Origin of the sequence: Kribbella sp. NPDC051586, assembly GCF_044453965.1 — a bacterium.
Classification (GTDB): Bacteria; Actinomycetota; Actinomycetes; order Propionibacteriales; family Kribbellaceae; genus Kribbella.
The window spans coordinates 1,104,834-1,129,834 of sequence record NZ_JBITDF010000002.1 but is presented as its reverse complement, the minus strand read 5'-3'; the positions used below and the strand labels follow the sequence as shown (position 1 = coordinate 1,129,834).

The window sequence follows — 25,001 nt, the reverse complement described above, 5'->3', positions numbered from 1 at the left end:
AGTAGGAGCCGGACTAACTACAACTCGGTCGCTGTCGTCAGCTCCAGCGCTCCCTGGCGTACGTCGGGATGCGGATGGTTGCGCAGCTCGACCAGCAACTCACGCCACACCGGCGCCCAGCCGGTGCGCCGCCCGGCCGCGCCGATCAGCGAGTGAGCAACGAGTCCAGACATCAACGTCTCGCCGCGAAGCATGGCTCGCGCTGGCTCTTCAAGCAGCTCCGGCGTCCATTGCGCCGGAAGCAACCCGAGCCGTGCGCCAAGACGGAACGCGGCGTTGTACGCCGCCAACGGCCGTCCCTCGACCACCTCCGCCAGCGCAAACAGCTCGGTCGAGAGGTCACGCAAGTCGACCGAATCGACGAGAAGCTCCAATCGCATCCGCAGCAGATCCGGACTGTCGAGTTCCCCGGCGACAGTCCTGAGGATCACCCGATCCGGCTTCGCGTGGAACGCCTGCGACAGCCGCTTGACCAGCACGTCGAGCCGCTGCCGGGCCGGGTGATCACGCTCGGGCGTCGCGTCGGGCAGGTGCGGATCAGCCTCCAGTCGAACCAGCAGCCGCGCAGCCCTGACAACCTCCTGCCCGGCCAGCTCGGGATCGACCGCGACCAGCGCCGTGATCGCCTCCTTCCAGACTGTCGGAGTGGACAGATCCACGATGAAGTCCACGCAGATCGGCGCGACCGCGGGATTTCACCGCGCCCACCGCGGCAGTGATCGCACCGCGCTCCGGACCACCTCGGACTCAGGCCGGTTCGTGACCGCCACCAGCAGGTCGGCGTACCGTCCGCGGTACGTCGACGCCATCCCGTACGCCGGGCGTTGCGTAAGAACCGTAGCCGTCGCCGCACTGTCGTGAACTGCCTGCTGCAGCAAGGCCCAGCTCGCCGGCTCGTGCAGCAGGTACTGCGATGCCGCACTGGCGATCGCGGCCTTCACATCACGGTGCGCCGAGGACCAAGCGTCTGCGAGGACAGCACTCGCACCGGGAGCGCGCAGCTTGCCGAGCAGCCGGGCCGCCTCCTTCCGCGAGGTGATCTTCACGCCTCCACCGACCAGCACCGGATGCAGCAATCCCGGCAATCTGCTCGGCCGTACGAACGACGCTGCGCGCCCAGCCGCATACAGAGCGACCCGCGCCCGATCGTCTGCGGCATGCGCGAGCAACACCGGCAGCGATTCCTGCGGCGCGTCCGTCCAGGCCAACGCCCCGAGCGCAGCCTCCTGCAGCAGCACCGACGTGTGATGAAGGAACGGTTCGAGCGCAGCACGGCCGGCGCCAGGGACATGGCCCAGCATCGAGACGGCGTTCGCGCGGGTCCAGTCCGGCATCCGTCGGTCATTGGCCGCGCCGGCGACGAGTTCGGCGTACCGCTCCTGCTGGCGGGGGAGCCAGCGGCGGATCGCACGGTCCGAAACGTGCCAGGCCGGGTGATTCCGCTCGAAGCGGTGGATCCGGCCAGGACGCGCGAGTACGGCGTCCAGCAAGTCCGTGCGTACTTCGGTCACCGCCCGCCAGACCGGATCCCAGCGCGCCATCCCGACGTCGCGCTTGATGATCCGTTCGACCCGCTCGCCGCGCGTCTTCGACGGCCACAACCACAACTCGGTCGCCTCGGCGACGGTGTACTCCTGGTTCGACCAGACCGCTTTCTCGAGCGCGGTCTGGAGGTGCGCGATCGACCAGCCACGCTCGTCGAAGGCCCGCGAGATCGCGAACGCGAGCCGGAACTCCTTCCGCGCCACCCCGGCGTCGACGTACTTCCGCAGCACGTCGTACACAGCCGTTTCCCGCCCGCGGGGCAGGCCCTCGATCAGGCCGTACAGCGAGATGGATCCCTTGTTCCCGGTCAATCGTCCGTGCGCCTGCAGACCCCACTCCAGCAGGGAAGGATCGTTGCGTCGGGCACCTTCCTGGACGGCGGTGATGGCCAAGGCATTGAGCGCTCGCTGCGTGACCCAACTGGTGTCCCGAGCGCCCATCGCGTCGGACAGCAAGGTCTCGAGCGATGGCGTGAGGGCGCCGCTCAGCATCGAGGGCGGAAGCTTGCTGACGGCCCGCAAGACCTCCTGGCGAACGGTGTCCCGATCATTCCGGACCCGCGTAACCCACGACACCGCAGCCGAGACCGCGGCAGGCCGGCGCGAGTGCCCGGCCGACTCGATGACCGCCCGGTACACCCTGGCGCGATCGTCGGCGTCCGGCTGGGTGATCTCCGGCTCGAGCAGCGCGAACGCCTCGTCGTACGGCAGGAACGCGGTGATCTGCCAGCGCGAATGATTGCCCTCAGCAACCGCTGGCAAGGCGAGCATCCGCCGCGTCTGCTCGAAGCGCAGCTGCCGGGGGAGCAGAGCGAGCAGCTCGGTGGACAGCACGATCTGGCCGAGGTCGACGGTACTGGTGCTGCCGGCGAACACAGCGGCGCGGCGGGACAGCGGCAGGTCACTGAGCAGACCGGGCAGCATGGGCCACGACAGTCGGCCGAGCGCGATCAGATCGTCGTCGGAGTAGCGATACAGCCGTCGGCGTACTGCGGGGGTGAGGGCGTTGGGCAACGACCAGGCCCGCTCCGGCGTGAGCAGGATCCGCAGCACCGCCGCGGGGTCGGCGTCCATCAAGCGCCCGAGCACGGACGTGAATGCTGAAGGCAACTGGTCCGGTACCAGCGCGGTTGTGAGCAGCGCCGCGACCTGTGCCGGGTCGTGGTCGAGCGCCCCGACCACGCCGTACGCCGCGCCCTGCCACCACTCGTCGCGATCCGCCCCGGACGGCAGCGTGCTGTGCGCATGGGCGAGGACGACCTTGGGGTGCCGCGATCCGAGGCGTTCCCACTCGCCGGGGCCGAGGATGTAGGCGAGCTCGGGCAGCAGACGCTCGACGGTCTCGCCGTCCGTGGTCGAGAGCAGGGTCGCGGCGGCGCGGTCGCCCCAGCGTTCGCGGTGGTCGTCGATGAGGCGAGCGGCGAGCGCGGACCTGCCTGTCTTGCGGATGACGTGCAGGAGCTTGGCGCGCAGTACGGCGGGCGCGTCGTCGTACAGGATCCGCAGGTCGTCGTCCGAGACCGCGACGCCTCTGCCGACCGCCGCGAGCGCGCGATGCTGCACCGTCGGCAACGGATCGTCGAGCAATCGCGTGATGTAGCCGATCTCGCCGGAGACCTGCGCGATCGTCACGCCCAGAGTCCGCTCGTACGGAGTACCTCGCCCGAGCTCATCCAGCAACGAGCTCAGTCCGGCGGTCCCGCGCAGCCGGTGGCCTTCGAGCGCCACGTGCCGCAGCCGGTTGCCGTACGAAAGCTGGTCGATCGCCCGCAGCAGGTCCCTGGCTCGCATGCCCCCATCCTGCCGAACGACCGGTCAACTGACCCGTCGGAGCTCCGCGAACGCATCAGCGAGCTTCGGCAACGTGTAGTGCGCGTTCAGGCCGCTCGGGTTTGGGAGGACCCAGACGCGGGTTGCGCCGATCATGCGGTCCTGCTTGCCGATGGCCGCCGTACGGTCGGCGAACGCGTCGCGGTACGCCGTCACGCCGAGCACGGCGAGCCACTCGGGCTGTATCTCGAGCACCTTCGCGACCAGGTTCTCGCCACCGGCGACGAGCTCCGGGCGGGTGAGCTCGTCGGCGCGGGCGCTCGGCTTGTCGACCACGTTGGTGATGCCCAGTCCGTACTCCAGCAACTCGCCCTGCTCGGCCGGCTTCAGCTGCCGCGGCGTGAACCCACTCAGCTGCAACGCCGGCCAGAACCGGTTCCCCGGCCGGGCGAAATGATGACCGGTCTCCGCCGACATCAGCCCCGGGTTGATCCCGCAGAACAGCACCTTCAGGCCGGGGCCGATGACGTCGGGCAGAGCTTGCATGAGGAAAAGCTACCCAACCTCAATCATTCTCGTTGTTCTGACCGGCTGGGAGTTGCGAGGCGATGCAGCTGCGCGCGACGAAGAGCCAGATGGTTTCGCCGAGCGCATCGACCCGGATCATCGAAGCGCCCAGGTCGTTGGTGGAGTACCGGTAGCCGCCGGTGGCCGGGAGGGCGAAGCCGACCGGGTCGTGCAGGCTGCCGGTGGTGTAGGTGCTGTCGGTGAAGTAGTTGTAGTAGCCGGTGCACGCCGACGGGTTGATGCTGACGATGATCGCCCCGTTGCCGGTGTGCGGCGCCGCGTCGAAGTCCCGGCCGAACGTCCGGCGGTGCGACAGCCGTTCACTCGTGTCGTCGCTGCAACTGGCCGCGACCGGCGTGGAGTGCGAGGTGTCGAGCGCGCCAGGCACCAGGAACGCGCAGAAGTTCGACCCGTCCCCGGCCCGCCAGCGGCCGAAGTGGAAGTTGTTCGAGGTCGTCGTGTGTACGTCGAACCTGGTCCCCGCGATCGCCGTACCCATCACGTAGCCGCACGACTTGTTCGCAAGCCAGCCGCCGGCCGGCATCACGCCGTGGTTGTTGCAGGCCGCCGGCTTCTGGACGTTGCCGACGGTCGTGTACTGGTTGACGGCGTGCGCCGGCTGGGTGAACGCCACCATGCCACTCATGCCCAGAACGACGCCGCACACCGCCGCGAGCAGTCGTCGCATCAGCAGAACCACCCGTCCTGGACCCAGCCGTCATGATTGATGTCGCCGTACGCGAACCCCCAGGCCCACTCGCCGTGGATCTCCTTCACCAGGAAGGTCTGCGGCTTGTGCAGCGTGCCCATCCGCGCACCGCCCGGCGCGACCCGCAGTTCGAGGTCCTGCGCGCAGACGGTCTCGCGGACACCGACGTGACCGTTCGCGGCGTTCGCGGGGACCGACGTGAGTACGGCGGATGCGACCAGCAGTGCACCGGCCAGAGCGACTCGCTTCATCACCAGGACCCCCAGCCGCCGAGGCACTCGATCCGGACGAAGCCCCAGTCGTTCGGACCGAAGTCCTGGATCGACGCCCAGCCGTTGTAGACCGGGTGCTTGCCGCGGGTGTGGCCGACCTTGTCGCCGTAGGTCAGCGTCCGGAGCGGGTGCACCGGACCTGGGATGGAGAAGTCGTAGTTCTCGTACATGGTCGCGTCCTGGCACACGATGATCGCGTGCTCGGGCACCTCGACCGCGTCGGCCGCGGGCGTCCCGGCGGTCAGTGCGGCGCCGGTGACGGCGACCGCGGTGAGGAGGAGGGCGGGTTTCCGTGTCACCACAAATGTCATCAGAACCTCCGAGTTCATGTCATCTGTGATGACGGTAGGACGTGTCTTCAGAGATGGCAAGACCTGTCATCAGTGGATACAGTGAGCCCCGTGATCGAGCGGAAGGAGTACTACGGCCTCGCGGAGATCGCCGACGCGCTCGGCCTGAACCGGCAACTCGTCACGGCCTGGCGCCGCCGCCGCAGCCACGGCATCCCCGAGCCGGACGGCGAACTCTCGTCCGGCCCGATCTGGCGCGGTGCGACCATCGAGCCCTGGATCGACGTGGTTCGCGAGCAGCGCGATGCACCGGCGCAGCCGATCAGCCCGGAGCTCGCGTTGAAGGCAGGCCGGCGGATGCTCCGGGTCGCTGCGCTCGTGCTCGAGGACCCGATCCGGCTGAAGCTCCTCAGCCAGGCGCTGGCCGAGGCCCGGGAATTGCTGCCGGTCGTCGACGATGCCGCGGACGACCGGCTCGGCCGAGCGGTACGGCAACTGCTCTCGCCGCTCCGCGCGGCCGGTGACGATCCCGGCAATCTGCAGCGGTTCCGGCGCAAGGTCGTGGCCGAGTTGGCACAGCTGGAAACCCTGGTCGAACTGACAGCAGATTCCCTTCCGGAAGCGGACAGTGCCAGTTAGTGTGCGAGCCGTGATCGACGTACCCGGCTACCGTCTGGCGGAGCCGCTGGGTGCGGGTGCGACGGGGGTGGTGTACGCCGCGAACCGGCTGGCCGACGCGAGCGCTGTCGCGATCAAGGTGGTGCATCCGGAGCTGGTCGACCCGCAGTACCGCGAACGGCTGCGGCGTGAGGCAAGGCTCGCCGCGGCCGTCGTACATCCCGGCGTTGTGCGGGTGCATGAGGTCGGCGGCGAACGCGATCAAGCCTGGTTGGTCATGGATCGGCTGAGCGGCCCGGATCTCCAGCATCTGCTCGCCGACCAAGGTCCGTTGCCGGTCGAGCGCGCGGTCGGGCTGATGACCGAGGTCGCCGATGCGGTCGACGCGTTGCACCGCGCGGGTGTCATCCATCGCGACCTCAAGCCGGCCAACATCATCCTGAACGACGACCGCCCGATGGTCGCGGACTTCGGCGTCGCCCGTCAGCTTGCCGGCCTCGAATCCACCACTGGGCTGGACCTGAGCGGCGACGCCGCCTGGCTGCACACCGGCGCACCCGCCGGGCCTGCCCTCGGCGGGATGGCCGGCACGGTCGCCTACATGGCGCCCGAGCAGTGGCGCGGCGATCCGGTCTCACCAGCGACCGACGTCTACGCGCTCGGCGGCACGCTGTACAGCCTCCTCACCGGCAAACGCCCGTACGAGCGTCGCACCCTCCCGGAGCTGGCGTATGCCGTCGCGATGCTGCCTCCGCCGATCACAGGTGTCACGCAGTACGACGCCGTGATCCGGAAGGCGATGGCGAAGGACCCGGGTGACCGCTTCGCAACGGCAGCCGAATTTGCGAAAGCACTCGGCACGGGAGTCGTTGCGCGGAGCCGTTCGAGGCGGCGGCTCGTGCTGGCTGGTGCCGGCGTCGCCCTGACCGCCGTGATCGGCGGAATGTTTGCCCTGCGCAACCAACAGGCGGATGACGACCAGCTGACGGTGTGCGCGCAGGATGCGACGGTCCGGGACGCGCCACGGAGCCGGACGGTGGTCGCGACTGTGTACTACGGGGACCGCTTGACGCCGATCTCGCCGCGCGACGGCGACACCTGGGTACATGTGCGGCTGCCGGACGGGCGCACCGGCTGGTCGCTGACCGACTTCGTCCGGCACCACTGCTGATCGTCAACCCAGGGTTGACGCTGCGAGATCGTCAACCTAAGGTTGACGCATGACTCCTGGACCCGATCTGCAGCAGCTCATCAACACCATCAAGTCCGACACCGGCAGCGACGACGAGCTCGAGCAGCTCGCCACCGCGGCGGCGACGATCAGCGAACTGACCACGACCGGCGACGCCGCGCTCGGGTTCTTCGTCGACCGGGCCCGCGGCGCGGGGAAGTCGTGGGTCGAGATCAGCGCGGTGCTCGGCGTCAGCAAGCAGGCCGCTCACAAGCGGTTCGCCGACTCCTGGACCGCGCGGCCGGCGTTCGAGCGCTACACCCAGCGGGCGCGTTCGGTGGTGCAGGCCGCCGAGGACATCGCCCGGGCCCGCAATCACAACTTCGTCGGCACGGAGCACCTCCTTCTCGGGATGTACAAGGAGCCGGGCGCGATCGCCGCCAAGGTCCTCGTCAGCCACGGCATCACCGAGGAATCGGTGCTTCGGGCCGTCGACGCCAAGAGCCCGGCGGCCGAGCCGGCGCCATCGACCGAACCGAAGGATCTGGACGTCGAGGATCCGCCGTGGACCCGGCGTGCGGCGCACGTCCTGCAGGGCGCGGCCGGCGAGGCGCTGACGCTCGGTCACAACTATGTCGGCACCGAGCATCTCCTGCTTGCCTTCTACCGCGACCAGGCCGGCATCGCTACGAAGATCCTGCTCGAGCAGGGCCTGGACGAGTCGGCGGCCTGGGCCGATATTCGCGCGGCGCTGGAGGCGCTCAAGAAGTAGGTTGGGCGCATGCCTGACTGGTCTGCGCGGTTGAACGAGCTGGCGGTAGCGGCCGAGGTGCCCGGGGCAGTGCTCGGCATCTGGCACGACGGCGCGACCACGATCACGCCGTACGGCGTCCTCAATGCCGCGACCGGGGTGGAGACCACCGCCGACTCGCTCTTCCAGATCGGCTCGGTCAGCAAGTCGTGGACCGCGGCGATGATCGTCCAGCTCGCCGCCGAGGACCGGCTGCGGCTGCCCGATCCGGTGGTCAAGCTGTTGCCTGAGGCACCTATCGACAGCCGCGTCACGGTCCGTCACCTGCTCACCCACACCGGCGGAATCGACGGCGACCTGTTCACCGACACCGGCCGCGGCGACGACTGCCTCCAGCGGTACGTCGCCTTGCTGGCCGACGTCGAGCAACTCTTCGAGCCCGGTACGGCGTACTCGTACTGCAATGCCGGATTCGTCGTACTGGGCAGGCTGATCGAGGTCCTCGACGGCCGGACCTGGGACGAATCGCTGCGGGCCAGGCTGATCGAGCCGCTCGGCCTGACCCACACCGTCACGCTGCCCGAGGAAGCGATCCTGCACCGCGCCGCCCGCGGTCACACCGCCGAGGACAGCTCACCGGTCAGGACGTGGCAGCTGCCGCGCAGCATCGGGCCGGCGGGCCTGATCGCGGCGAGCGCCGGCGACGTGCTCGAGTTCGCCCGCATGCACCTGACCGACAACGCCTACGCGGCGATGCAGGAGCCGCAGGTGCCGTTCGCCGGTGGGATCGGCGGCTTCGTCGACCTCGGCCTGACCTGGCGGATCTACGACTGGGACGGTCGCCGGATCTTCGGCCACGACGGCTCGACGATCTCGCAGACGGCCTTCCTGCGGATCGATCCCGAGGCGCGGTTGATCATGTGCCTGCTGACGAACTCCGGCAACGGGACCAGGCTGTTCGAGCCGTTGGCCACGGAGGTGTTCAGGGAGCTCGTCGGCGTCGCCCACCCGGACTCGCCGCAGCCCGTCGACGCCCCCATCGACGCCCCCATCGACGACCGCAACGTCGGTCGGTACGAGCGCGCCGGCGTGCGGCTCGACGTCGGACGGCGTGGTGACCGTCTGCTGCTGACCGAGCAGGCGACGGGGGACCGGCTGGCGTTCGCCGAGGAACCGGTGCACGAGTACGAGATGCTGCCGACGAAGCCGCTGGACGGCGACCATTTCGTCATCCGGTACTCGCCCGACCACCCGTGGGTCCCCCTGACCTTCACGCCGACCCACCTGTTCACGTCCGGTCGCGTGACGCCCAGGCGATGAGATAAACCGGGTGCACTTTGGGCCGACCGAGCTAACGTCTTCAGGGTGACTAGTGCACCTGCTGAACTTCCCCGTAAGGCTGGTGACCTCCGGGCCGCCAGCTATCTGCCCCGGTCGATCAAGGCCGAGATCCGTGACAACCTGCTGAAACAACTCCGGGCCGGACGCGATCCGTGGCCCGGCATCGTCGGATTCACCCGCACGGTGATCCCGCAGCTCGAGCGCGCGCTGCTCGCCGGGCACGACGTCGTCCTGCTCGGTGAGCGCGGTCAGGGCAAGACCCGGCTGCTGCGCACGCTCGTCGGGCTACTCGACGAGTGGACCCCGGTGATCGAGGGCGCGGAGCTGCCCGAGCACCCGCTCGACCCCATCACCCCTGCCTCCAGGCGCCGGGCCGCCGAGCTCGGCGACGACCTGCCGGTCGCCTGGCTGCACCGCGACCTGCGGTACGCCGAGAAGCTGGCGACGCCGGACACCTCCGTCGGAGACCTGATCGGTGACGTCGACCCGGTGAAGGTTGCCGAAGGCCGCAGTCTCGGCGACCCCGAGACCATCCACTTCGGCCTGGTCCCGCGTTCGCACCGCGGCATCGTCGCGATCAACGAGCTGCCGGACCTTGCCGAGCGCATCCAGGTCGCGTTGCTGAACGTGATGGAGGAGCGCGACATCCAGGTCCGCGGGTACACGCTGCGGCTGCCGCTCGACGTGTTGCTGGTGGCAACGGCCAACCCGGAGGACTACACCAACCGCGGCCGGATCATCACGCCGCTGAAGGACCGGTTCGGCGCCGAGGTCCGGACCCACTATCCGCTCGACATCGACGCCGAGGTGGACGTGATCCGGCAGGAGGCCGAGCTCACCGCCGAGGTTGGCGAGCCGCTGCTGGAGGTGCTGGCGCGCTTCGTCCGGCATCTGCGGGAGTCGACCGCGATCGACCAGCGGTCGGGTGTGTCGGCCCGGTTCGCGGTCGCCGCGGCCGAGACGATCGCCGCCGCCGCGTTGCGCCGGAGCGCGATCACCGGCGAGACGCCGGCCGTCGCGCGGCCGGTGGACCTGGAGGCGGTGCCCGCCGTACTGCGCGGCAAGCTGGAGTTCGAGCCGGGCGAGGAGGGGCGCGAGATCGAGCTGCTCGAGTACCTGCTGCGTCGGTCGGTGGCCGACACGGCGCGGGAGCGCTTCGCCGGTCTCGACCTCACTCCGCTCGCGCATGCTGTTGCCGATGGCAACCTGGTGACGACCGGTGAGCGGGTGCCCGGCCGGGACGTGCTCGCCGCGCTGCCCGAGCTGCCCGTCCTGCACGACGTCGCGGCCCGGGCCGGTGTCGAGCCGGACGACTCGTCCGGCCGGATCGCCGCCGCCATCGAGCTCGCCCTGGAGATGCTCTACCTGTCGAAACGAGTAGCCAAGGACGCCGACGACGACACCACGGTCTACGGAGCCTGATCATGTCGTCCATTCCGGAAGGCTGGTCCTACGGGCCGTGGCACGACGGGCCCGATCCGCTCAAGGCGCCCGCGGACCTGCGGGACGCGCTGGACGAGATCGGCCGCGACGTGATGAACGGGTCGTCCCCGCGGTCCGCGCTGGAGGAACTCCTCCGGCGCGGCACCCGGAACACCCAGGGACTCGACGACCTGAGCCGCCGGCTGTGGGAGCGCCGCCGCGAGATCGAGCGGCGGCACAACCTCGACGGCACGCTGCGAGACGTCCAACGCCTGCTGAACGAGGCCCTCGAGGCGGAGCGGCACGACCTGTTTCCGAATCCGTCCGACGACGCCCGGTTCCGGGAGGCTCAGCTCGACGCACTCCCGTCCGGCACGGCCGCCGCCGTACGGGAGCTGGCCAACTACGACTGGCAGTCGTCCCAGGCCCGCGAGAAGTACGAGGAGATCCGTGAGCTCCTCGGGCGGGAGCTGCTCGGATCGCGGTTCGAGGGTATGAAGGAGGCTCTGCAGCAGACCACGCCCGAGGACGTCGAGGCGATCAACGAGATGCTCACCGACCTCAACGCGTTGCTCGCGGCGCACGCGCAGGGCCGGTCCGAGGTGCCGGAGCTGTTCGAGGAGTTCATGGCCAAGCACGGCGAGTTCTTCCCGGAGAACCCGCAGAACGTCGAGGAGCTGATCGACGTACTCGCGCAGCGGGCGGCCGCGGCGCAACGGATGATGAACTCGATGACTGCTGAGCAGCGGGCCGAGTTGATGGAGTTGTCGCAGCAAGCGTTCGGCAGTCCGCAGCTCGCGCAGCAGTTGGCCCAGCTGGATGCTCAGCTGCAGTCGCTGCGGCCTGGCGAGGACTGGTCCGGGTCGGAGCGGATGAGCGGTGAGGATCCGCTCGGCCTCGCAGAGGGCGCGCGGGCGATGTCCGATCTCGCCGAGCTGGATGCGCTGGCCGAGCAGCTGGCGCAGTCCTATCCGGGCGCCCGGCTCGAGGACATCGACCTCGACGCACTCACCCGGCAGTTGGGTGACGAGGCAACGGTCGACGCCCGTCGGCTGAGCGAGCTGGAGCGGCAGCTGCGTGATCAAGGCCTGATCGAGCGGGCGCCGGACGGTTCGCTGCGCTTGTCGCCGAAGGCGTTGCGTCAGCTCGGGCAGACCGCGTTGGCCGACGTACTGCGGGCTGCTCGTGGATCGGGAGAGCGCGACGCGGCGAACGCCGGTGCGGCCGGTGAGCTGAGCGGGTCCACGCGGCAGTGGGAGTTCGGCGACACCCAGCCGTGGGACGTGCCGCGGACGGTGCGAAACGCCGTACTGCGGACCGCTCATGTCGGAGGTGGAGGCGTCAAGCTCGACGTGGCGGACGTGGAGATCGCCGAGACCGAGCATCGCGCCCGCGCCGCGGTGGCGCTGCTGGTCGACACGTCATGGTCGATGGTCCAGGAGGGCCGCTGGCTGCCGATGAAGCGGACGGCGCTCGCGCTGCACCAACTCATCTCGACCCGCTACCGCAACGACGCACTCCAGCTGATCACCTTCGGGCGGTACGCCGGAGTCGTGGAGCTGCCGGAGCTGATCGGGATGGAAGGCGCCTGGGAGCAGGGCACGAACGCGCACCACGCGCTGCTCCTTGCCGGACGCCACCTTCGTCGCCACCCGGACGCCCAGCCGGTGGTCCTGATGGTGACCGACGGCGAGCCAACTGCTCACCTGGAGCCGGACGGCACGGCCGAGTTCTCGTACCCGCCCGAGCCGGCGACGCTCCGCAAGACGATCTTCGAGGTCGACCGGCTGGCCAAGCTCGGCGCCACGCTGACCGTCTTCCGCCTCGGCGACGACCCGCGGCTGAACGCGTTCGTGGACCTGCTCGCCCGGCGCAGCGGCGGCAGGGTTCTCGCCCCCGACCCCGACGGCCTCGGCGCTGCCGTCGTGGGCGACTACCTCAGGACGCGCCGCAAGCTCTAACGCAACCTGATCGCGTGGTCCGGGTCCCCGCCCTGGAGGATGGCAGCCAGCACCTCAACTCCATCCACCAGGCGGGGGCCCGGGCGCGCGAAGTACCCGTTGGCGTCCACGGCCCACACCGCTACGTCGGCGGGCAGGCGCGGCAGCAACTCCGTCGTCAGCTTCGCGGCTCCATCCAGGTCAAACCCGCACGGCGCCGACACGATCACCTCAGGCTCCGCGGCCGCGACCTCTGCCCACGTGACCGGGGTCGACCGCCGGCCGGCGTTCCCCAGCACATTCGTCCCGCCCGCCAACGTCACCATCTCCGGCAACCAATGGCCCGGCGCGAACGGCGGATCAGTCCACTCGAGCAGAGCCATCCGCTCGCCCGGACCCTCACGCGAACGGCTCAGCCCCTTCTTGAGGTCGCCCAGTCGGGCGCGCAAGCTCGCCACCAGCGGCGCCGCGTCGCGCTCGATCGTCTTCGCGACCGTCTCGATCGACGTGAGCACCTCGTCCAAAGTGTGCGGATCGGTCGTGACCACCTCAGCCCGGCATCCGAGGTAGCTGAGCGCCTCCTCGACGTCGGTCACCTCGATGGCGCACACGGCGCACAGGTCCTGGGTGATCACCACATCCGGCTCGAGCTCGCGCAGGGCACCGGGGTCCAGGTGGTACAGATCCTCGCCCGCCGCCACCTTCCGGCGTACAACAGCGTCGATCTCGCCAGGAGTCAGACCGGACGGCAGAGCGGTCGTCGACACGATCCGCCGGGACCGCGCGGCCGCCGGGTAGTCGCACTCGAACGTGACACCGGCCACGTCGTCGCCGGCGCCGAGCGCGAAGCAGATCTCGGTCGCCGAGGGGAGCAGGGAGACGATGCGCACCCGCCGACTCTAATCGCAGCGACGCTCGGTACCCCGACCAAACCGGCTTGAAGCGTCCTGCCTGTGATTCATTCTGAGACACGCCGATTGTCTCGCGTTGTCAACCAGGGAAGGGTTTTCCAGCCTTCGAGCTGTGGGGAGGGTCACGTCGGCATCGTGAGACCAGTGTTCAACTGGACTGGTTTTTGGGCTTACCCTGAAAGCACGCCCCCGCCGCCGGAGTCGATGGGCCAGCGGGTCATCTTCCCGCGCCTGCAAACACCCGCCTGCAACCCAGGGAGTGACCGTGCCGAAACTCGTCTACGACTTCGCCGAAGGCAACAAGGACATGAAACAGCTGCTCGGCGGCAAGGGGGCGAACCTGGCCGAGATGACCAATCTCGGCCTGCCGGTGCCGCCCGGCTTCACCATCACCGCCGACGCGTGCCGTGCGTACCTGCAGACCGGCGCGGTGCCGGCGGACCTGGCCGACGAGATCGACAAGCACGTCGATCTGCTGCAGCAGAAGATGGGCAAGAAGCTCGGCCAGGCCGACGACCCGCTGCTGGTGTCGGTCCGCTCCGGCGCTGCCGTGTCGATGCCCGGCATGATGGAGACGGTGCTCAACGTCGGCCTCAACGACGACTCGGTGAACGGGCTGGCCCACCACTCGGGCAACCCGCGGTTCGCCTGGGACGCGTACCGGCGGCTGATCCAGATGTTCGGCAAGACCGTGCTCGGCATGGACGGCGACGTGTTCGAGGACGCGATCGAGGCGGCGAAGCAGGCCAAGGGCACCCGCAACGACCTCGACCTGGACGCCGACGACCTGAAGGCGCTGGTCGAGACGTTCAAGCAGGCCGTCCACGACCACACCGGCCGTGAGTTCCCGCAGGATCCGCGGACCCAGATGGATCTCGCGACCGAGGCCGTCTTCCGCTCGTGGAACGCCGACCGCGCGATCCTGTACCGCCGCCAGGAGCGGATCCCGACCGACCTCGGCACGGCGGTCAACATCTGCTCGATGGTCTTCGGCAACCTCGGCATGGATTCCGGCACCGGCGTCGCCTTCACCCGCGACCCGTCGAGCGGCCAGCCCGGCGTCTACGGCGACTACCTGCAGAACGCCCAGGGCGAGGACGTGGTCGCGGGCATCCGCAACACGGTCCCGCTCGCGGACCTCGAGCAGATCGACAAGACGTCGTACGACGATCTGATGGCGATCATGGCCAAGCTCGAGGGGCACTACCGCGATCTGTGCGACATCGAGTTCACGGTCGAGCGCGGCAAGCTCTGGATGCTGCAGACCCGGGTCGGCAAGCGGACCGCGGCGGCGGCGTTCCGGATCGCGACCAGCCTGGTCGACGAAGGCATGATCGACACCGACGAGGCGCTGCAGCGCGTGAAGGGTGCGCAGCTCGCGCAGCTGATGTTCCCGCGGTTCGACGCGGACGCGGCGAAGGACCTGATCACCAAGGCGATCGGTGCGTCGCCGGGCGCGGCGTCCGGCAAGGTCGTGTTCACCTCGGCCGCCGCGGTCGAGGCAGCCGATCGCGGCGAGAAGGTGATCCTGGTTCGGCGCGAGACGAACCCGGACGACCTGCACGGCATGATCGCGGCGCAGGGCATCCTGACCAGCCGCGGCGGCAAGACCTCGCACGCGGCCGTGGTCGCCCGCGGCATGGGCAAGACCTGTGTCTGCGGCGCCGACGAGCTCGACGTGAATGTTGCCCAGGGCACCATCAAGGTCAACGGAGCGGTGATGGAGGCCGGCGAAATGATCTCGATCGACGGCACCACCGGCGAGGTGTTCCGCGGCGAGGTCCCGGTCGTCCCGTCGCCGGTCGTGCAGTACTTCGAGGGCACGCTCGCCCCGGACGCCGGCGACGAGCTGGTCGCGTCGGTGCACAGGTTGATCACCCACGCGGACGAGGTACGGCGCCTCGGCGTACGGACGAACGCGGACACCGCGGACGACGCGGCGCGGGCGCGGCGGTTCGGTGCCCAGGGCATCGGGTTGTGCCGGACCGAGCACATGTTCCTGGGCGAGCGGCGGGAGTCGGTCGAGCGGTTGATCCTGGCCGACAACGACGACGATCGCGAGGCGGCGCTCGCGGAGCTGGAGCCCTTGCAGCGTGGGGACTTCCTGGAGCTGCTGACCGCGATGGACGGCCTGCCGGTGACGATCCGGCTGATCGACCCGCCGCTGCACGAGTTCCTGCCGTCGATGGAGGAGCTCGCGGTGAAGGTCGCGGTGGCGCGTGAGCGCGGCGAGGAGCCGGGCCACGACGCGGCACTGCTCGCGGCGGTCGAGCGGCTGCACGAGCAGAACCCGATGCTCGGTCTGCGCGGGGTGCGGCTCGGGCTGGTCATCCCGGGGCTGTTCGCGATGCAGGTACGGGCGATCGCGTCGGCGGCGGTCGAGCTCCGGGCCAAGGGCATGGACCCACAGCCGGAGATCATGATCCCGCTGGTCGGCGCCGTACAGGAGCTGCACCTGGCTCGTGACGAGGTGGAACGCGTGCTCGCCGAAGTCGGTGCGGGCCAGGAGATCCCGATCGGCACGATGATCGAGCTGCCGCGGGCCGCGGTGATCGCGGACCAGATCGCGGAGGCGGCCGACTTCTTCTCGTTCGGCACCAACGACCTGACGCAGACCACGTGGGGCTTCAGCCGGGACGACGTCGAGGGCGCGTTCTTCTCGCGGTACCTGGAGAAGGGGATCTTCGCGGTGTCGCCGTTCGAGTCGATCGACCGGGAAGGCGTCGGCGCGCTGGTGCGGACCGGGGTGGATCGCGGTCGCGCGACCAAGCCCGACCTGAAGCTCGGCATCTGCGGCGAGCACGGCGGCGACCCGGACAGCATCCACTTCTTCCACGACGCCGGTCTCGACTACGTCTCCTGCTCACCGTTCCGTATTCCGGTGGCGCGGCTGGAAGCCGGCCGGGCAGCATTGGCGAGTGAGTAGACAGAGTCTCCGGCAGACCTTCGGGGAGGACGCGGACCTGTACGACCGCGTCCGACCTACCTATCCACCTGAGCTCTTCGACGACCTCGCCGCGATCGTCGGTGACTGTCCACGGGTCCTGGAGATCGGCCCGGGGACCGGCCAGGCAACGTCCGCCATGGTGGACCGAGGCTGGCCGGTCACCGCGGTCGAACTGAGCCTTGGGCTTGCGGAGGTCCTGCGGCGGAAGTACCCGGCGATCGACGTGGTTGTCGCGGACTTCGACACCTTGGATCTGCCTGCACGATCCTTCGACCTGGTCATCTCCGCGACCGCGTTCCACTGGCTCGATCCTGCGACGCGCGTGCAGCGGTGCGTGGAGCTGCTGCGGCCAGGTGGTGCGCTCGCGGTCGTGTCGACGCATCACGTCGCGGGTGGCAGCGAGCGGTTCTTCGCCGACGTGCAGTCCTGCTACGACCGGTTCACCGATGACGCCGTACACGATGGCCTACCCGCCGAGGACGACGTGCCGGTGGATCCCGAAGGGCTCGGACGGTCGGGGCTTTTCGGGTCCGTCGAGTTCCGCAGCTATGGCTGGGATGCCCACTATTCGGGCACCGAGTACCTCGAACTTTTGTCCTCGTACTCCGGTCATCGGGCCTTGACAATCGAGCGGCGTGACGGACTGTACGACTGCATCGGCGCTCTCATCGAGGCGGCCGGGGGCTCGATCACGAAGCGTTATCTGAATCAACTGTCTGTAGGAATTTCTCTTAACCAACCCCTTGCGTAGTGGGTCGTGGACTGGTGAGAATAACCGGGCGGGAAGGGAGATCACTCGTCGACTTTCGGGTCTGACCTGAACCAGCCGCTGTGGCGGCTCGTGACTCCCTTCCCCGCACCAAATCCCTTTGTTTCCTTGGCCGATGTAGGGTTTCGGCATGGCCCTTTATGTCGTGCAGCTGCGCTTCGATCCCGCCGACACCGACCGCCGTCTCGAGGTCCGTCCGGCGCACCGTGAGTACCTCACCGAGCTCAAGGAAGCCGGCAAGCTCGTCACCGCCGGCCCCTTCCCGGACCAGACCGGCGCCGTCCTCATCTACGACGTGGCCGACGAGCCCGAGCTCCGCGACATCCTCGCCAAAGACCCCTACACCCCGGCCGACGTCTACGAGATCGCCACCCTCTCCGAGTGGGAGCCCCTCTTCCCGATCAGCTGAGCGACTGCAGCAAGGCGAGAGTCTTCGTCCAGCCCTGCCGAAGAGCGGACTCGTCGGCGCCGCGCGTGCCGCCGAAGTTGTACGGACCGACGATCGGATGGTTGATCTTCGTGCCGCGCGGGAGGTACGGCGCACCGCCGACGCCGTGGCCCGCGCCGGGGACGATCACGGCCTCATGCGGATACTTGCTGTGCGCGTCGTCGAGCTCCAGCATGATCAGCTCGGCGGCCTGTTGTGAGGCCCACGCCGCGTCGGCGGATCCGGCGACCGCAAGGACCGGTCCGTCGATGCCGTCGACCGGGATCGGATCGAGCCCCACCGGCCGGCCCTGATAAGTCCACGCGGCAGCGCCCGGGTGCGGGAACGAGGGCATGCCCGACGCACCCGGCGCGAACAGCACTGCTCCTTGGACGAGGGACGGGAAGTGATCAGCCACCAGGAGCGCCGCCTCGGTGCCGAACGACGCACTCATGACGACGACGTGCGCCGAATCAACTCCGGGCTGTTGGTCGAGCCAACGAGCTGCCGTCGCGAAGTACTCGACCGGGATGTTGCGCAGGTCCGCCGGCACGCCCGGAGCGTGGAAGTAGGCCACCGCCAGAACCGGGTAGCCGTGTGACGCCAGCAGGTACGGGATCGACATCGGCGGTATGCCGCCTTCGGAGCCGCCGAAGTAGAGGACGGCCGGATGCTTGGAGCCGTCCGCCTTCGGGGCGACGTACGCGCCGGTGAGCTTGTCCCTCGCCATAGTGAGCGGCGTGGCCTTCACCCCGGACGCTATCCACTGCCGCACCACCGTCGTACTCGCGAGCCGGTTCCCGTCGCGGCTCGCGGAGATCTCCAGCTTCTCGACCGGTCGCCCGTTCTCGAGCGGTGGTCCGTACGACTGCGCGTCCGGATCCCCGTCGGCGGGATCCATCGACCAGAACAACCCCATCCCGTCGACGTCGGAGTAACTCCCGCCCGTCGGCTTGGCGGTGTCGAGCGAGACGGTCCCGTGGTCGTCGGCCGTGAACGTCGCCTCGCCGTGCCACGTCTTACCGGCCCGATCGACGGCGTCGGCCGCCACACTCACCGGCTTGTTCGGACGCAGACCCGTCACCTTCAGATGGACCTGCTGGTCGGCCGACGTCACCGACTGGTCGACCGAGACGACGGCATGATCAGATCCGCCCGACGAGCATCCCGCCACCATCAGGCACGCGACCGCAAGCAGCAACGATCGGTTCACCAGTCCAGATTGACACCCCGGGAAGTCACTTCGACCGGCGTCGAAGTCAGGCCTCGGCGCCTTCCAGATCCAGGTGGTCGACGTACGCCCAGAGCCAGACCAGCGGGGCGAGGACGAGCTCGGGCTCGTTGTCCTCGTCGGCGATGAACAGCATCGACGCCTCGCCGTTGGTGATGTCCTCGATGACCGCTTCGCACATCTCGAGCGCGATCTCGAACGAGAGCAGTCGCGGCCCGTTCTCCCAGCGCGGCTCGGGCAGCGGCAGCACCGGCGCCTCGTCGGTCCCACCCAGCTCGACCGAGACCCTCTGCAGCTCCTCGTAGAGGTCGTAGGAGATCAGCCCCGCGCACGGCCGGCCGTCCAGCCCGATCAGGTACGGGTCGTCGGCGCCGTCGCGGAAGGTGTCCCGGATCTCCGGCAGCGCCGCCTTGAGATCGGTCGCCTCCAGGTACGGCGCTTCGTCCGGCTCCTCGTCCACCTCGGCCTCGACCAGTCCGCTGCGCATCTGGTCGAACTGGTGGAGCAGCTGGTTCAGCTCGTCGTACGCCCCGCCGCCCGGTGCCTTCTGCGCCCGCGCCTCCAGATCGCGCAGGTGCTCGACGAGATCGTCCTCGAAGTGCAGCTCGTACCGCGGGAGGCCTGGCTCGCGACCGGCGTTGAGCTGCGCGACCAGTTGCGTCGACACCGGCCCGATCCGCTCGGCGAGCACCTCCAGCGGCGTGGTCGGCTTCTCCTCGTCGTCGTGCGCGCAGGAGTCGTCGTCGCCTTTGCCGTCGCCTTCCATCGCGAGCAGCACCTGGAACGCCTGGAACGAGAGTAGTGCCGCGGTCGCCATCGTCCCGTCGCCGATCAGCATCAGCGGATTCCCGCCGGCTTCGGTACGGCGTACGTGGTCGGACATCAGCGTCGCGGCCTGCTCGACGTTCACCTGGCTGGCCAGCGACGACAGCCCGTGGTCGGTGTCGACGCCGAGCAGCTCGACCAGCCGCTCGGAGCTCATGTCGAAGTTCGAGCGCAGGTAATACCGCAGCCAGCCCGCGTCCACCGGGTTGCCGAGCAGCTCCGCGATCCGCGCCCGGAAGTCGGCCAGGTCCGCGATCGCCAGCACCACCAGCACCGGCTGGTCGCCGTCGCCGATGACCAGCGGCCGGGTGTCGCCGTTGTGGAACCCCTCGATCACCTGGTGCAGGCTGTCGGCGGCTGCCTCGAGCGGCCAGGACTCCGCCTCGAACTCGTTGACCACCGCGGCGGAGCTGTCGTCGGGCATCTGCTGGTTCCTCTCCGGGTGGCGGCGGGAGTTGGGGGTAACTGTAGGCTGCGGGCGTTTCACCAGGTGACACGGGTCCTCGGGGCCCTCGGCCTGGGCTGCGGGTGACATTCGCTACGCTGGCACCGGCGGGTCGGTGCAGAGGTATCTCACATGTGAGATAAGGTCCGGCGCATGACCGATGACTACCTGAGCCGGATCGGAAACCTCATCCGGGACGCCCGCAAGCACCGCGGCTGGACGCAGACGCAGCTCGCGGAAGTACTGAACACCAGCCAGAGCGCGGTGAACAGGATCGAGAAGGGTCATCAGAACCTCACCCTCGAGATGCTCGCCCGGATCGGCGAGGCACTCGATTCGGAAATTGTCTCTCTCGGTGGCGGTCCGGTCCACCTCCGTGTCGCCGGTGGCCGCCAACTTTCTGGATCCATCGACGTCAAGTCGAGCAAGAACGCCGGTGTCGCGCTGCTCTGCGCGAGCCTGCTGAACAAGGGCCGTACGACGCTGCGCAAGGTCGCCCGGATCGAAGAGGTCAACCGCCTGCTCGAGGTGCTGAACTCGATCGGCGTCCGGACCACCTGGCTGAACGACGCCGGCGACCTCGAGATCGTCCCGCCGGCGCACCTGGACCTGACCTCGATGGACGCCGAGGCCGCGCGCCGGACCCGCTCGATCATCATGTTCCTCGGCCCGCTGCTGCACCGCGAGGACGGGTTCGAGCTGCCGTACGCCGGTGGCTGCGACCTCGGCACGCGCACCGTCGAGCCGCACCTGACCGCGCTGCGCCCGTTCGGCCTGGAGGTGAAGGCGACCGGCGGGCAGTACCACGCGCTGGTCAACCGGGCGATCACGCCGGGCAAGCCGATCGTGCTGACCGAGCGCGGCGACACCGTGACCGAGAACGCGATCATGGCCGCCGCGCGGTACGACGGCGTGACCGTGATCCGCAACGCGAGCCCGAACTACATGGTCCAGGACCTGTGCTTCTACCTCGACCTGCTCGGCGTGAAGATCGACGGCATCGGTACGACGACGCTCACCGTGCACGGCCGCGCCGACATCGACGTGGATGTCGACTACGCGCCGTCCGAGGACCCGATCGAGGCGATGAGCCTGCTCACCGCGGCGATCGTGACCAAGTCCGAGATCACCATCCGGCGGGCGCCGGTGGAGTTCCTGGAGATCGAGCTCGCCCTGCTCGAGGAGATGGGGCTCGACTACGACCGCAGCACGGAGTACCTGGCCGAGAACGGCCGGACCCGGCTGGTCGACCTGACGACCCGGCCGTCGAAGCTGCACGCGCCGATCGACAAGATCCACCCGATGCCGTTCCCGGGGCTGAACATCGACAACCTGCCGTTCTTCGCGGTGATCGCGGCGATCGCGACCGGGCAGACGCTGATCCACGACTGGGTCTACGAGAACCGCGCGATCTACCTGACCGACCTGAACAAGCTCGGCGGCCGGGTCAAGCTGCTCGACCCGCACCGGGTGATGGTGGAGGGTCCGACGCACTTCTCCGGCACCGAGATGATGTGCCCGCCGGCGCTCCGCCCGGCCGTCGTCACGCTGATCGCGATGATGGCCGCGAAGGGCACGTCGGTACTGCGCAGCGTCTACGTGATCAACCGCGGCTACGAGGATCTCGCCACCCGGCTCAACTCGCTAGGCGCTCAGATCGAGACCTTCCGCGACATCTGAGTCCTGGTCGTCCTGCAGGCTCTCTTGGTCTTGCAGGAAGGCGACCGCCTCGGCGATCACGGCCGGGTCCTGGAGGATCCGGCCGTGCCCGAGGCCGGTCGTCGGGTGGAAGTGCGCCTGCTCGCCGTAGTTGAGCAGCAGGACGCGCGCCTGCTCCGGGTCCACGACGTCGTCCTCGTCGTTGTGGACCACCAGTAGAGGCGCCTTGCCGGTCGCGACCGAGAACCGGTCCCAGATGGTGTGGTCGCCGTCGAAGTACCCACGCTCGATCTCGCGCCGCAGCCGCCGGTTGACCTTCGGCCCCAGCCCGAGCATTCGGCAGAAGGAGTCGGCAAGGTAGCCGAAATCGGCTACGCCGCTCACCATCACCAACCGCTTCGCGGCGACCCCTTCTTTCACGGAGTACAACGCGAACAGCACGCCCAGCGAATGTCCGATCACGCCCTCGAACGGTCCGTGCCGTTCCTCGAGCGCGCGGATGATTCGCTGGTGCCCGAGGATCGAGGTGATCGGTCCGGGGGAGTCGCCATGGCCGGGCGCGTCGTACGACACCGGGCTGTACCCCAGCTCGAGCAGTCGCGTGATGAATCCGGCGTACCGCGATGCCCGTGACCGCCAGCCGTGGACGAGAAGCACCGGCCGAGCGCCGTCCCCCCACGCGTAGGTGAGCACGCCGGCCACGGTCTCGACCCGTGCGGCCGTGTGGACATCCAGCTCGCTGTCGCGGACCCGGCCGCGGGCGAGCGGACGGCGCCAGAGCGCGAACGTGAGACGGCCGCCGAGCCGTGGCGACACGGCTCCGATGGTCCGCAGTCCCGTGCCGATCAGCTTCTGCATGAATGCCCTCCCCTAACTATACGAACGGTCGTACTATTACTTTTGCACGAAGTCAGCGTCAAGGGCAACTAGGATCGGGAGCCGTGGAGAAGGTCGACGGACGGTTGGTGCGGGGCGATCAGACCCGCCGTGCGGTGTTGCGCCGGTCGGTCGACATCGCGTCGGTGGACGGGCTCGAAGGGCTGTCGATCGGGCGGCTCGCGACCGAGCTCGGGATCAGCAAGAGCGGGCTGTTCGCGCACTTCGGCTCCAAGGAGGAGCTGCAGCTGTCGACGATCCGCGCCGCGCGGCGGATCTACGCCGACAACGTGGTGCTGCCCGCGTTCGAGATCGAGCCCGGCCTCGGGCGGGTGTGGGCGTTGAGCACGCATTGGCTCGACTATTCGCAGAGCCGCGTGTTTCCGGGCGGCTGCTTCTTCCAGAAGGTCTCGCACGAGTTCTCGGCCCGCGACAGCGCCGTGACGGAGATGCTCGCGGCGGTGCACTACGAGTGGATGGATCTGATCGAGACCACGATCGGCGAGGCGATCTCAGGCGGTGAGCTCACCGGTGATCCGAAGCAGCTCGCGTTCGACCTCAACGCGTACTACGAGGCCGCGAACCTCGCCTCGATCCTGCACAACGACGAGACGACGTACGAGCATGCGCGTCAGGCCGTGCGGACCCGGCTGGAGTCGGCGCTCGTCGCTGGTACGCCGACGCCGTGGTGAGTCGGAAGGTCGCGGCGCCGGCGAATCGGTGACGCGAGCAGGACAAGACCGGCCAGTGGTACGCCGGCCGTCGTGATCCACAGCGCCGGCGTCAGACCGAGGGACTGCCCGAGCGCGCCGCCGAGGAGCGCGCCGAGCGGGATCGTGCCGTAATTGACGAAGGCTGTCGTCGCGGTGAGGCGGCCGAACAGGTCCGGTGGGCAGTAGGACTGCAGGAACGTCGCCTTCACGACGTTTCCACCGACGACGCCGAGGCTCACGCCGAAGCCGCCGACCAGATACAGCCACGGCGCCGCGCCGCTCAGCGGGATCAGCAGCGCGAGGGTCGGGAGGCCGAGCTCGCACAGCAGCAGCGCCCTCGCCGTACCAAACCGTATGGTATGCCGTCCGACGAAGGCGCCGACGACTCCGCCGCTGGATGCTGCCGCGATGAGAGTGCCGACCGTGCCGGCGGTGAGGCCGGCCTCGCGGACGAGGAAGACCACGATGATCGCCTGGTAGCCCATCAGGGCGAGGTTCGAGACCGCGCCGAAGATCGTCAGTGTGCGCAGCCAGACGTCCTGCGCGACGAGCCTGATGCCGGCCCGGATCGCACCCGGGCGCCGCTCGCGGTCGGTACGGCGCTCCCGGTCGCGGATCGCGGCGAGGCAGGTGAGAGCGACCAGGAAGCTCGACGCATCGACGAGGACAGCGTTGGCAGCGCCAATCAACTGCACGAGCAGTCCGCCGCAACCCAGTCCGGCGATCTGCGCCGCGGAGGCGCTGCCGTGCAGCTTCGCGTTGCCCTCTGCGTGATCGACCGGATCCAGGAGCGTCGGGAGGTAGGCGGTGTACGCGGTCTGGAAGACGACCGACGCCGCGCCGGCCAGCCCGGCGACCGCAAGCAACAGCGGGACTGTCAGCAGGTGGCTCGCCGCGGCCGGCGGAACGATCCCGTACAGGACGAACGAGGTCGCGCAGGAGACCATCATGACCGGTCGGCGTCGGACCCGGTCGATCCAGGCGCCGGTCGGGAGGCCGATCAGCAACCAGGGCGCCCAGGCGGCCGCGGTGAGCAGGCCGACCTCGAAGGTTGTTGCATCGAGCATCGAAATGGCGACCAGCGGAAGCGCCACCGACGAGGTCGCGCTGCCGAAGCGGTTGATCGTTTCGCCGATCCAGAACAGCCGGAAGTCGCGATGTCGCCGCAGCAGGCTCATGAGCGGCGGGGGAACGACTGCAGTTGGACGATCACCCGCTCCGCCCCAGCAGTGGATCCGGCTGTGGATCCGGCTGTGGACCCGTCGGCGGGCTCGGCGTCGGTATAGCGGTCGATGACGGCGGAGATCTCTTCGTTGAGGTTGTGCAGTTGCGCCGGAGTGAGGTGCAGGTCGCGCCAGTCCGAGAGTGCGGCCGCCTGCTGCCACTCGCCCGGCCAGTCCTCGTCGACGTACGCGCGGACGCGGTCGTAGTACCGCTCGACCAGATCGCGAAGGTAGACGTCGAGTGCGCGCCGCGTCTCCGGATCGTCGAGGAACTCGGACGGGTCGAGGACAGTGCGCTGGGGGATGCGCCACCACCGCTCCCGCTTCGTGCCGCGATCGGGATCCTCCTCGAGGTACCCGTGGTCGGCGAGCAGTCGCAGGTGCCAGCTGATCGTGCCGGTGTTCTCGCCGAGCCGGGTCGCCAGGGTGCTCGACGTCGCCGGGCCGTCGAGCTCGATCGCCTCCAGGATGCGCATCCGGAGCGGGTGGGCGAGTCCGCGCAGACTCCGTGCATCGATCCGTCGCATAGATGCAGAGTAATCTCTGCAGAGGAGTCTCTGCAATCGCTTTGTCGGTGGCC

Annotated in this window: 23 protein-coding genes; 11 read left to right on the top strand and 12 right to left on the bottom strand. The window is 69.0% G+C overall.

The window, feature by feature from the left end; all coding sequences use genetic code 11:
• Window positions 1–17 precede the first annotated feature (17 nt).
• From ACIA58_RS15700 to ACIA58_RS15675, 6 genes are read right to left on the bottom strand one after another with little or no spacing between them, the layout of a single operon-like run.
• Complete coding sequence (locus tag ACIA58_RS15700; protein WP_396404341.1) at window positions 18–659, bottom strand: hypothetical protein; 642 nt, start codon at window positions 657–659, stop codon at window positions 18–20.
• Window positions 660–695: 36 nt separating this feature from the next.
• Complete coding sequence (locus ACIA58_RS15695; RefSeq protein ID WP_396404340.1) at window positions 696–3,335, bottom strand: hypothetical protein; 2,640 nt, start codon at window positions 3,333–3,335, stop codon at window positions 696–698.
• 24 nt (window positions 3,336–3,359) lie between these two features.
• A complete protein-coding gene (gene mug, locus ACIA58_RS15690; RefSeq protein WP_396404339.1) occupies window positions 3,360–3,860 on the bottom strand; it encodes a G/U mismatch-specific DNA glycosylase in 501 nt (166 codons plus the stop codon).
• Window positions 3,861–3,879: 19 nt separating this feature from the next.
• A complete protein-coding gene (locus ACIA58_RS15685; protein ID WP_396404338.1) occupies window positions 3,880–4,569 on the bottom strand; it encodes a hypothetical protein in 690 nt (229 codons plus the stop codon).
• Window positions 4,569–4,841, bottom strand: a complete 273-nt coding sequence (locus ACIA58_RS15680) for a hypothetical protein (protein WP_396404337.1) — start codon at window positions 4,839–4,841, stop codon at window positions 4,569–4,571. The genes ACIA58_RS15685 and ACIA58_RS15680 overlap by 1 nt, the downstream gene beginning before the upstream one ends.
• Window positions 4,841–5,173, bottom strand: a complete 333-nt coding sequence (locus ACIA58_RS15675; protein WP_396404336.1) for a hypothetical protein — start codon at window positions 5,171–5,173, stop codon at window positions 4,841–4,843. The genes ACIA58_RS15680 and ACIA58_RS15675 overlap by 1 nt, the downstream gene beginning before the upstream one ends.
• 90 nt (window positions 5,174–5,263) lie before the next feature.
• On the opposite strand from ACIA58_RS15675, the gene ACIA58_RS15670 reads away from it, so the two are divergent.
• Genes ACIA58_RS15670 through ACIA58_RS15645 form a run of 6 tightly spaced genes read left to right on the top strand, consistent with a single transcriptional unit; the run spans window position 5,264 to window position 12,416 of the window.
• Entirely contained in the window at window positions 5,264–5,791 is a 528-nt protein-coding gene (locus ACIA58_RS15670; RefSeq protein ID WP_396404335.1) for a hypothetical protein, read from the top strand.
• Window positions 5,792–5,801: 10 nt separating this feature from the next.
• The gene (locus tag ACIA58_RS15665) at window positions 5,802–6,941 is read left to right on the top strand and encodes a serine/threonine protein kinase (protein WP_396404334.1); all 1,140 of its coding nucleotides are present in this window, start codon (window positions 5,802–5,804) and stop codon (window positions 6,939–6,941) included.
• 49 nt (window positions 6,942–6,990) lie between these two features.
• Entirely contained in the window at window positions 6,991–7,713 is a 723-nt protein-coding gene (locus tag ACIA58_RS15660) for a Clp protease N-terminal domain-containing protein (protein ID WP_396404333.1), read from the top strand.
• Between the two features lie 9 nt (window positions 7,714–7,722).
• A complete protein-coding gene (locus ACIA58_RS15655) occupies window positions 7,723–9,012 on the top strand; it encodes a serine hydrolase domain-containing protein (RefSeq protein ID WP_396404332.1) in 1,290 nt (429 codons plus the stop codon).
• A 45-nt stretch (window positions 9,013–9,057) separates the two neighbouring features.
• The gene (locus tag ACIA58_RS15650) at window positions 9,058–10,455 is read left to right on the top strand and encodes a sigma 54-interacting transcriptional regulator (protein WP_396404331.1); all 1,398 of its coding nucleotides are present in this window, start codon (window positions 9,058–9,060) and stop codon (window positions 10,453–10,455) included.
• A 2-nt stretch (window positions 10,456–10,457) separates the two neighbouring features.
• Window positions 10,458–12,416, top strand: a complete 1,959-nt coding sequence (locus tag ACIA58_RS15645) for a VWA domain-containing protein (protein ID WP_396404330.1) — start codon at window positions 10,458–10,460, stop codon at window positions 12,414–12,416.
• Here the strand turns inward: ACIA58_RS15645 and ACIA58_RS15640 are convergent.
• Window positions 12,413–13,285 (bottom strand): cobalamin-binding protein, encoded by an 873-nt coding sequence (locus ACIA58_RS15640; protein WP_396404329.1) that lies wholly within the window; start codon window positions 13,283–13,285, stop codon window positions 12,413–12,415. The two genes, ACIA58_RS15645 and ACIA58_RS15640, sit on opposite strands and share 4 nt — an antisense overlap.
• 286 nt (window positions 13,286–13,571) lie before the next feature.
• On the opposite strand from ACIA58_RS15640, the gene ppdK reads away from it, so the two are divergent.
• The 3 genes from ppdK to ACIA58_RS15625 all read left to right on the top strand — a co-directional run bounded on the left by ppdK (window position 13,572) and on the right by ACIA58_RS15625 (window position 17,431).
• Window positions 13,572–16,232 carry a pyruvate, phosphate dikinase gene (gene ppdK / locus ACIA58_RS15635; RefSeq protein ID WP_396404328.1) on the top strand — a complete coding sequence of 887 codons (2,661 nt, stop codon included), beginning with the start codon at window positions 13,572–13,574 and terminating at the stop codon, window positions 16,230–16,232.
• Window positions 16,225–17,004 (top strand): class I SAM-dependent methyltransferase, encoded by a 780-nt coding sequence (locus ACIA58_RS15630; RefSeq protein ID WP_396404327.1) that lies wholly within the window; start codon window positions 16,225–16,227, stop codon window positions 17,002–17,004. The genes ppdK and ACIA58_RS15630 overlap by 8 nt, the downstream gene beginning before the upstream one ends.
• Before the next feature lie 148 nt (window positions 17,005–17,152).
• Window positions 17,153–17,431 carry a YciI family protein gene (locus ACIA58_RS15625; RefSeq protein ID WP_396404326.1) on the top strand — a complete coding sequence of 93 codons (279 nt, stop codon included), beginning with the start codon at window positions 17,153–17,155 and terminating at the stop codon, window positions 17,429–17,431.
• Here the strand turns inward: ACIA58_RS15625 and ACIA58_RS15620 are convergent.
• Together ACIA58_RS15620 and ACIA58_RS15615 are read right to left on the bottom strand one after the other, a co-directional pair.
• Entirely contained in the window at window positions 17,424–18,662 is a 1,239-nt protein-coding gene (locus ACIA58_RS15620; protein ID WP_396404325.1) for an acyl-CoA thioesterase/BAAT N-terminal domain-containing protein, read from the bottom strand. The genes ACIA58_RS15625 and ACIA58_RS15620 overlap by 8 nt on opposite strands.
• Before the next feature lie 46 nt (window positions 18,663–18,708).
• On the bottom strand, window positions 18,709–19,929 hold the full coding sequence (locus tag ACIA58_RS15615; RefSeq protein WP_396404324.1) for a hypothetical protein: 1,221 nt from the start codon (window positions 19,927–19,929) through the stop codon (window positions 18,709–18,711).
• Window positions 19,930–20,103: 174 nt separating this feature from the next.
• Between ACIA58_RS15615 and ACIA58_RS15610 the strand changes: the two genes are divergently transcribed.
• Window positions 20,104–21,630, top strand: a complete 1,527-nt coding sequence (locus ACIA58_RS15610) for a helix-turn-helix domain-containing protein (RefSeq protein ID WP_396404323.1) — start codon at window positions 20,104–20,106, stop codon at window positions 21,628–21,630.
• On the opposite strand, the gene ACIA58_RS15605 is transcribed toward ACIA58_RS15610, so the two are convergent.
• Window positions 21,595–22,467 carry an alpha/beta hydrolase gene (locus ACIA58_RS15605; protein WP_396404322.1) on the bottom strand — a complete coding sequence of 291 codons (873 nt, stop codon included), beginning with the start codon at window positions 22,465–22,467 and terminating at the stop codon, window positions 21,595–21,597. The genes ACIA58_RS15610 and ACIA58_RS15605 overlap by 36 nt on opposite strands.
• 83 nt (window positions 22,468–22,550) lie before the next feature.
• Here ACIA58_RS15605 and ACIA58_RS15600 point away from each other — a divergent pair, with 83 nt between their 5' ends.
• Entirely contained in the window at window positions 22,551–23,177 is a 627-nt protein-coding gene (locus ACIA58_RS15600; RefSeq protein WP_396404321.1) for a TetR/AcrR family transcriptional regulator, read from the top strand.
• Here ACIA58_RS15600 and ACIA58_RS15595 read toward each other — a convergent pair.
• Together ACIA58_RS15595 and ACIA58_RS15590 are read right to left on the bottom strand one after the other, a co-directional pair.
• A complete protein-coding gene (locus tag ACIA58_RS15595; protein ID WP_396404320.1) occupies window positions 23,117–24,376 on the bottom strand; it encodes an MFS transporter in 1,260 nt (419 codons plus the stop codon). The genes ACIA58_RS15600 and ACIA58_RS15595 overlap by 61 nt on opposite strands.
• The gene (locus ACIA58_RS15590; protein WP_396404319.1) at window positions 24,373–24,948 is read right to left on the bottom strand and encodes a winged helix-turn-helix domain-containing protein; all 576 of its coding nucleotides are present in this window, start codon (window positions 24,946–24,948) and stop codon (window positions 24,373–24,375) included. The genes ACIA58_RS15595 and ACIA58_RS15590 overlap by 4 nt, the downstream gene beginning before the upstream one ends.
• Window positions 24,949–25,001: the final 53 nt, after the last annotated feature.

Bases quoted from the DNA above. Each gene is read 5' to 3' on its own strand.
- ACIA58_RS15655 (WP_396404332.1), top strand. From the start codon at position 7,723: ATGCCTGACTGGTCTGCGCGGTTGAACGAGCTGGCGGTAGCGGCCGAG.
- ACIA58_RS15595 (WP_396404320.1), bottom strand. From the start codon at position 24,376: ATGAGCCTGCTGCGGCGACATCGCGACTTCCGGCTGTTCTGGATCGGC.
- mug (WP_396404339.1), bottom strand. From the start codon at position 3,860: ATGCAAGCTCTGCCCGACGTCATCGGCCCCGGCCTGAAGGTGCTGTTC.
- ACIA58_RS15625 (WP_396404326.1), top strand. From the start codon at position 17,153: ATGGCCCTTTATGTCGTGCAGCTGCGCTTCGATCCCGCCGACACCGAC.
- ACIA58_RS15660 (WP_396404333.1), top strand. From the start codon at position 6,991: ATGACTCCTGGACCCGATCTGCAGCAGCTCATCAACACCATCAAGTCC.
- ACIA58_RS15685 (WP_396404338.1), bottom strand. From the start codon at position 4,569: ATGCGACGACTGCTCGCGGCGGTGTGCGGCGTCGTTCTGGGCATGAGT.
- ACIA58_RS15590 (WP_396404319.1), bottom strand. From the start codon at position 24,948: ATGCGACGGATCGATGCACGGAGTCTGCGCGGACTCGCCCACCCGCTC.
- ACIA58_RS15610 (WP_396404323.1), top strand. From the start codon at position 20,104: ATGACCGATGACTACCTGAGCCGGATCGGAAACCTCATCCGGGACGCC.
- ACIA58_RS15605 (WP_396404322.1), bottom strand. From the start codon at position 22,467: ATGCAGAAGCTGATCGGCACGGGACTGCGGACCATCGGAGCCGTGTCG.
- ACIA58_RS15695 (WP_396404340.1), bottom strand. From the start codon at position 3,335: ATGCGAGCCAGGGACCTGCTGCGGGCGATCGACCAGCTTTCGTACGGC.
- ACIA58_RS15680 (WP_396404337.1), bottom strand. From the start codon at position 4,841: ATGAAGCGAGTCGCTCTGGCCGGTGCACTGCTGGTCGCATCCGCCGTA.
- ACIA58_RS15615 (WP_396404324.1), bottom strand. From the start codon at position 19,929: ATGCCCGACGACAGCTCCGCCGCGGTGGTCAACGAGTTCGAGGCGGAG.
- ACIA58_RS15645 (WP_396404330.1), top strand. From the start codon at position 10,458: ATGTCGTCCATTCCGGAAGGCTGGTCCTACGGGCCGTGGCACGACGGG.
- ACIA58_RS15675 (WP_396404336.1), bottom strand. From the start codon at position 5,173: ATGACATTTGTGGTGACACGGAAACCCGCCCTCCTCCTCACCGCGGTC.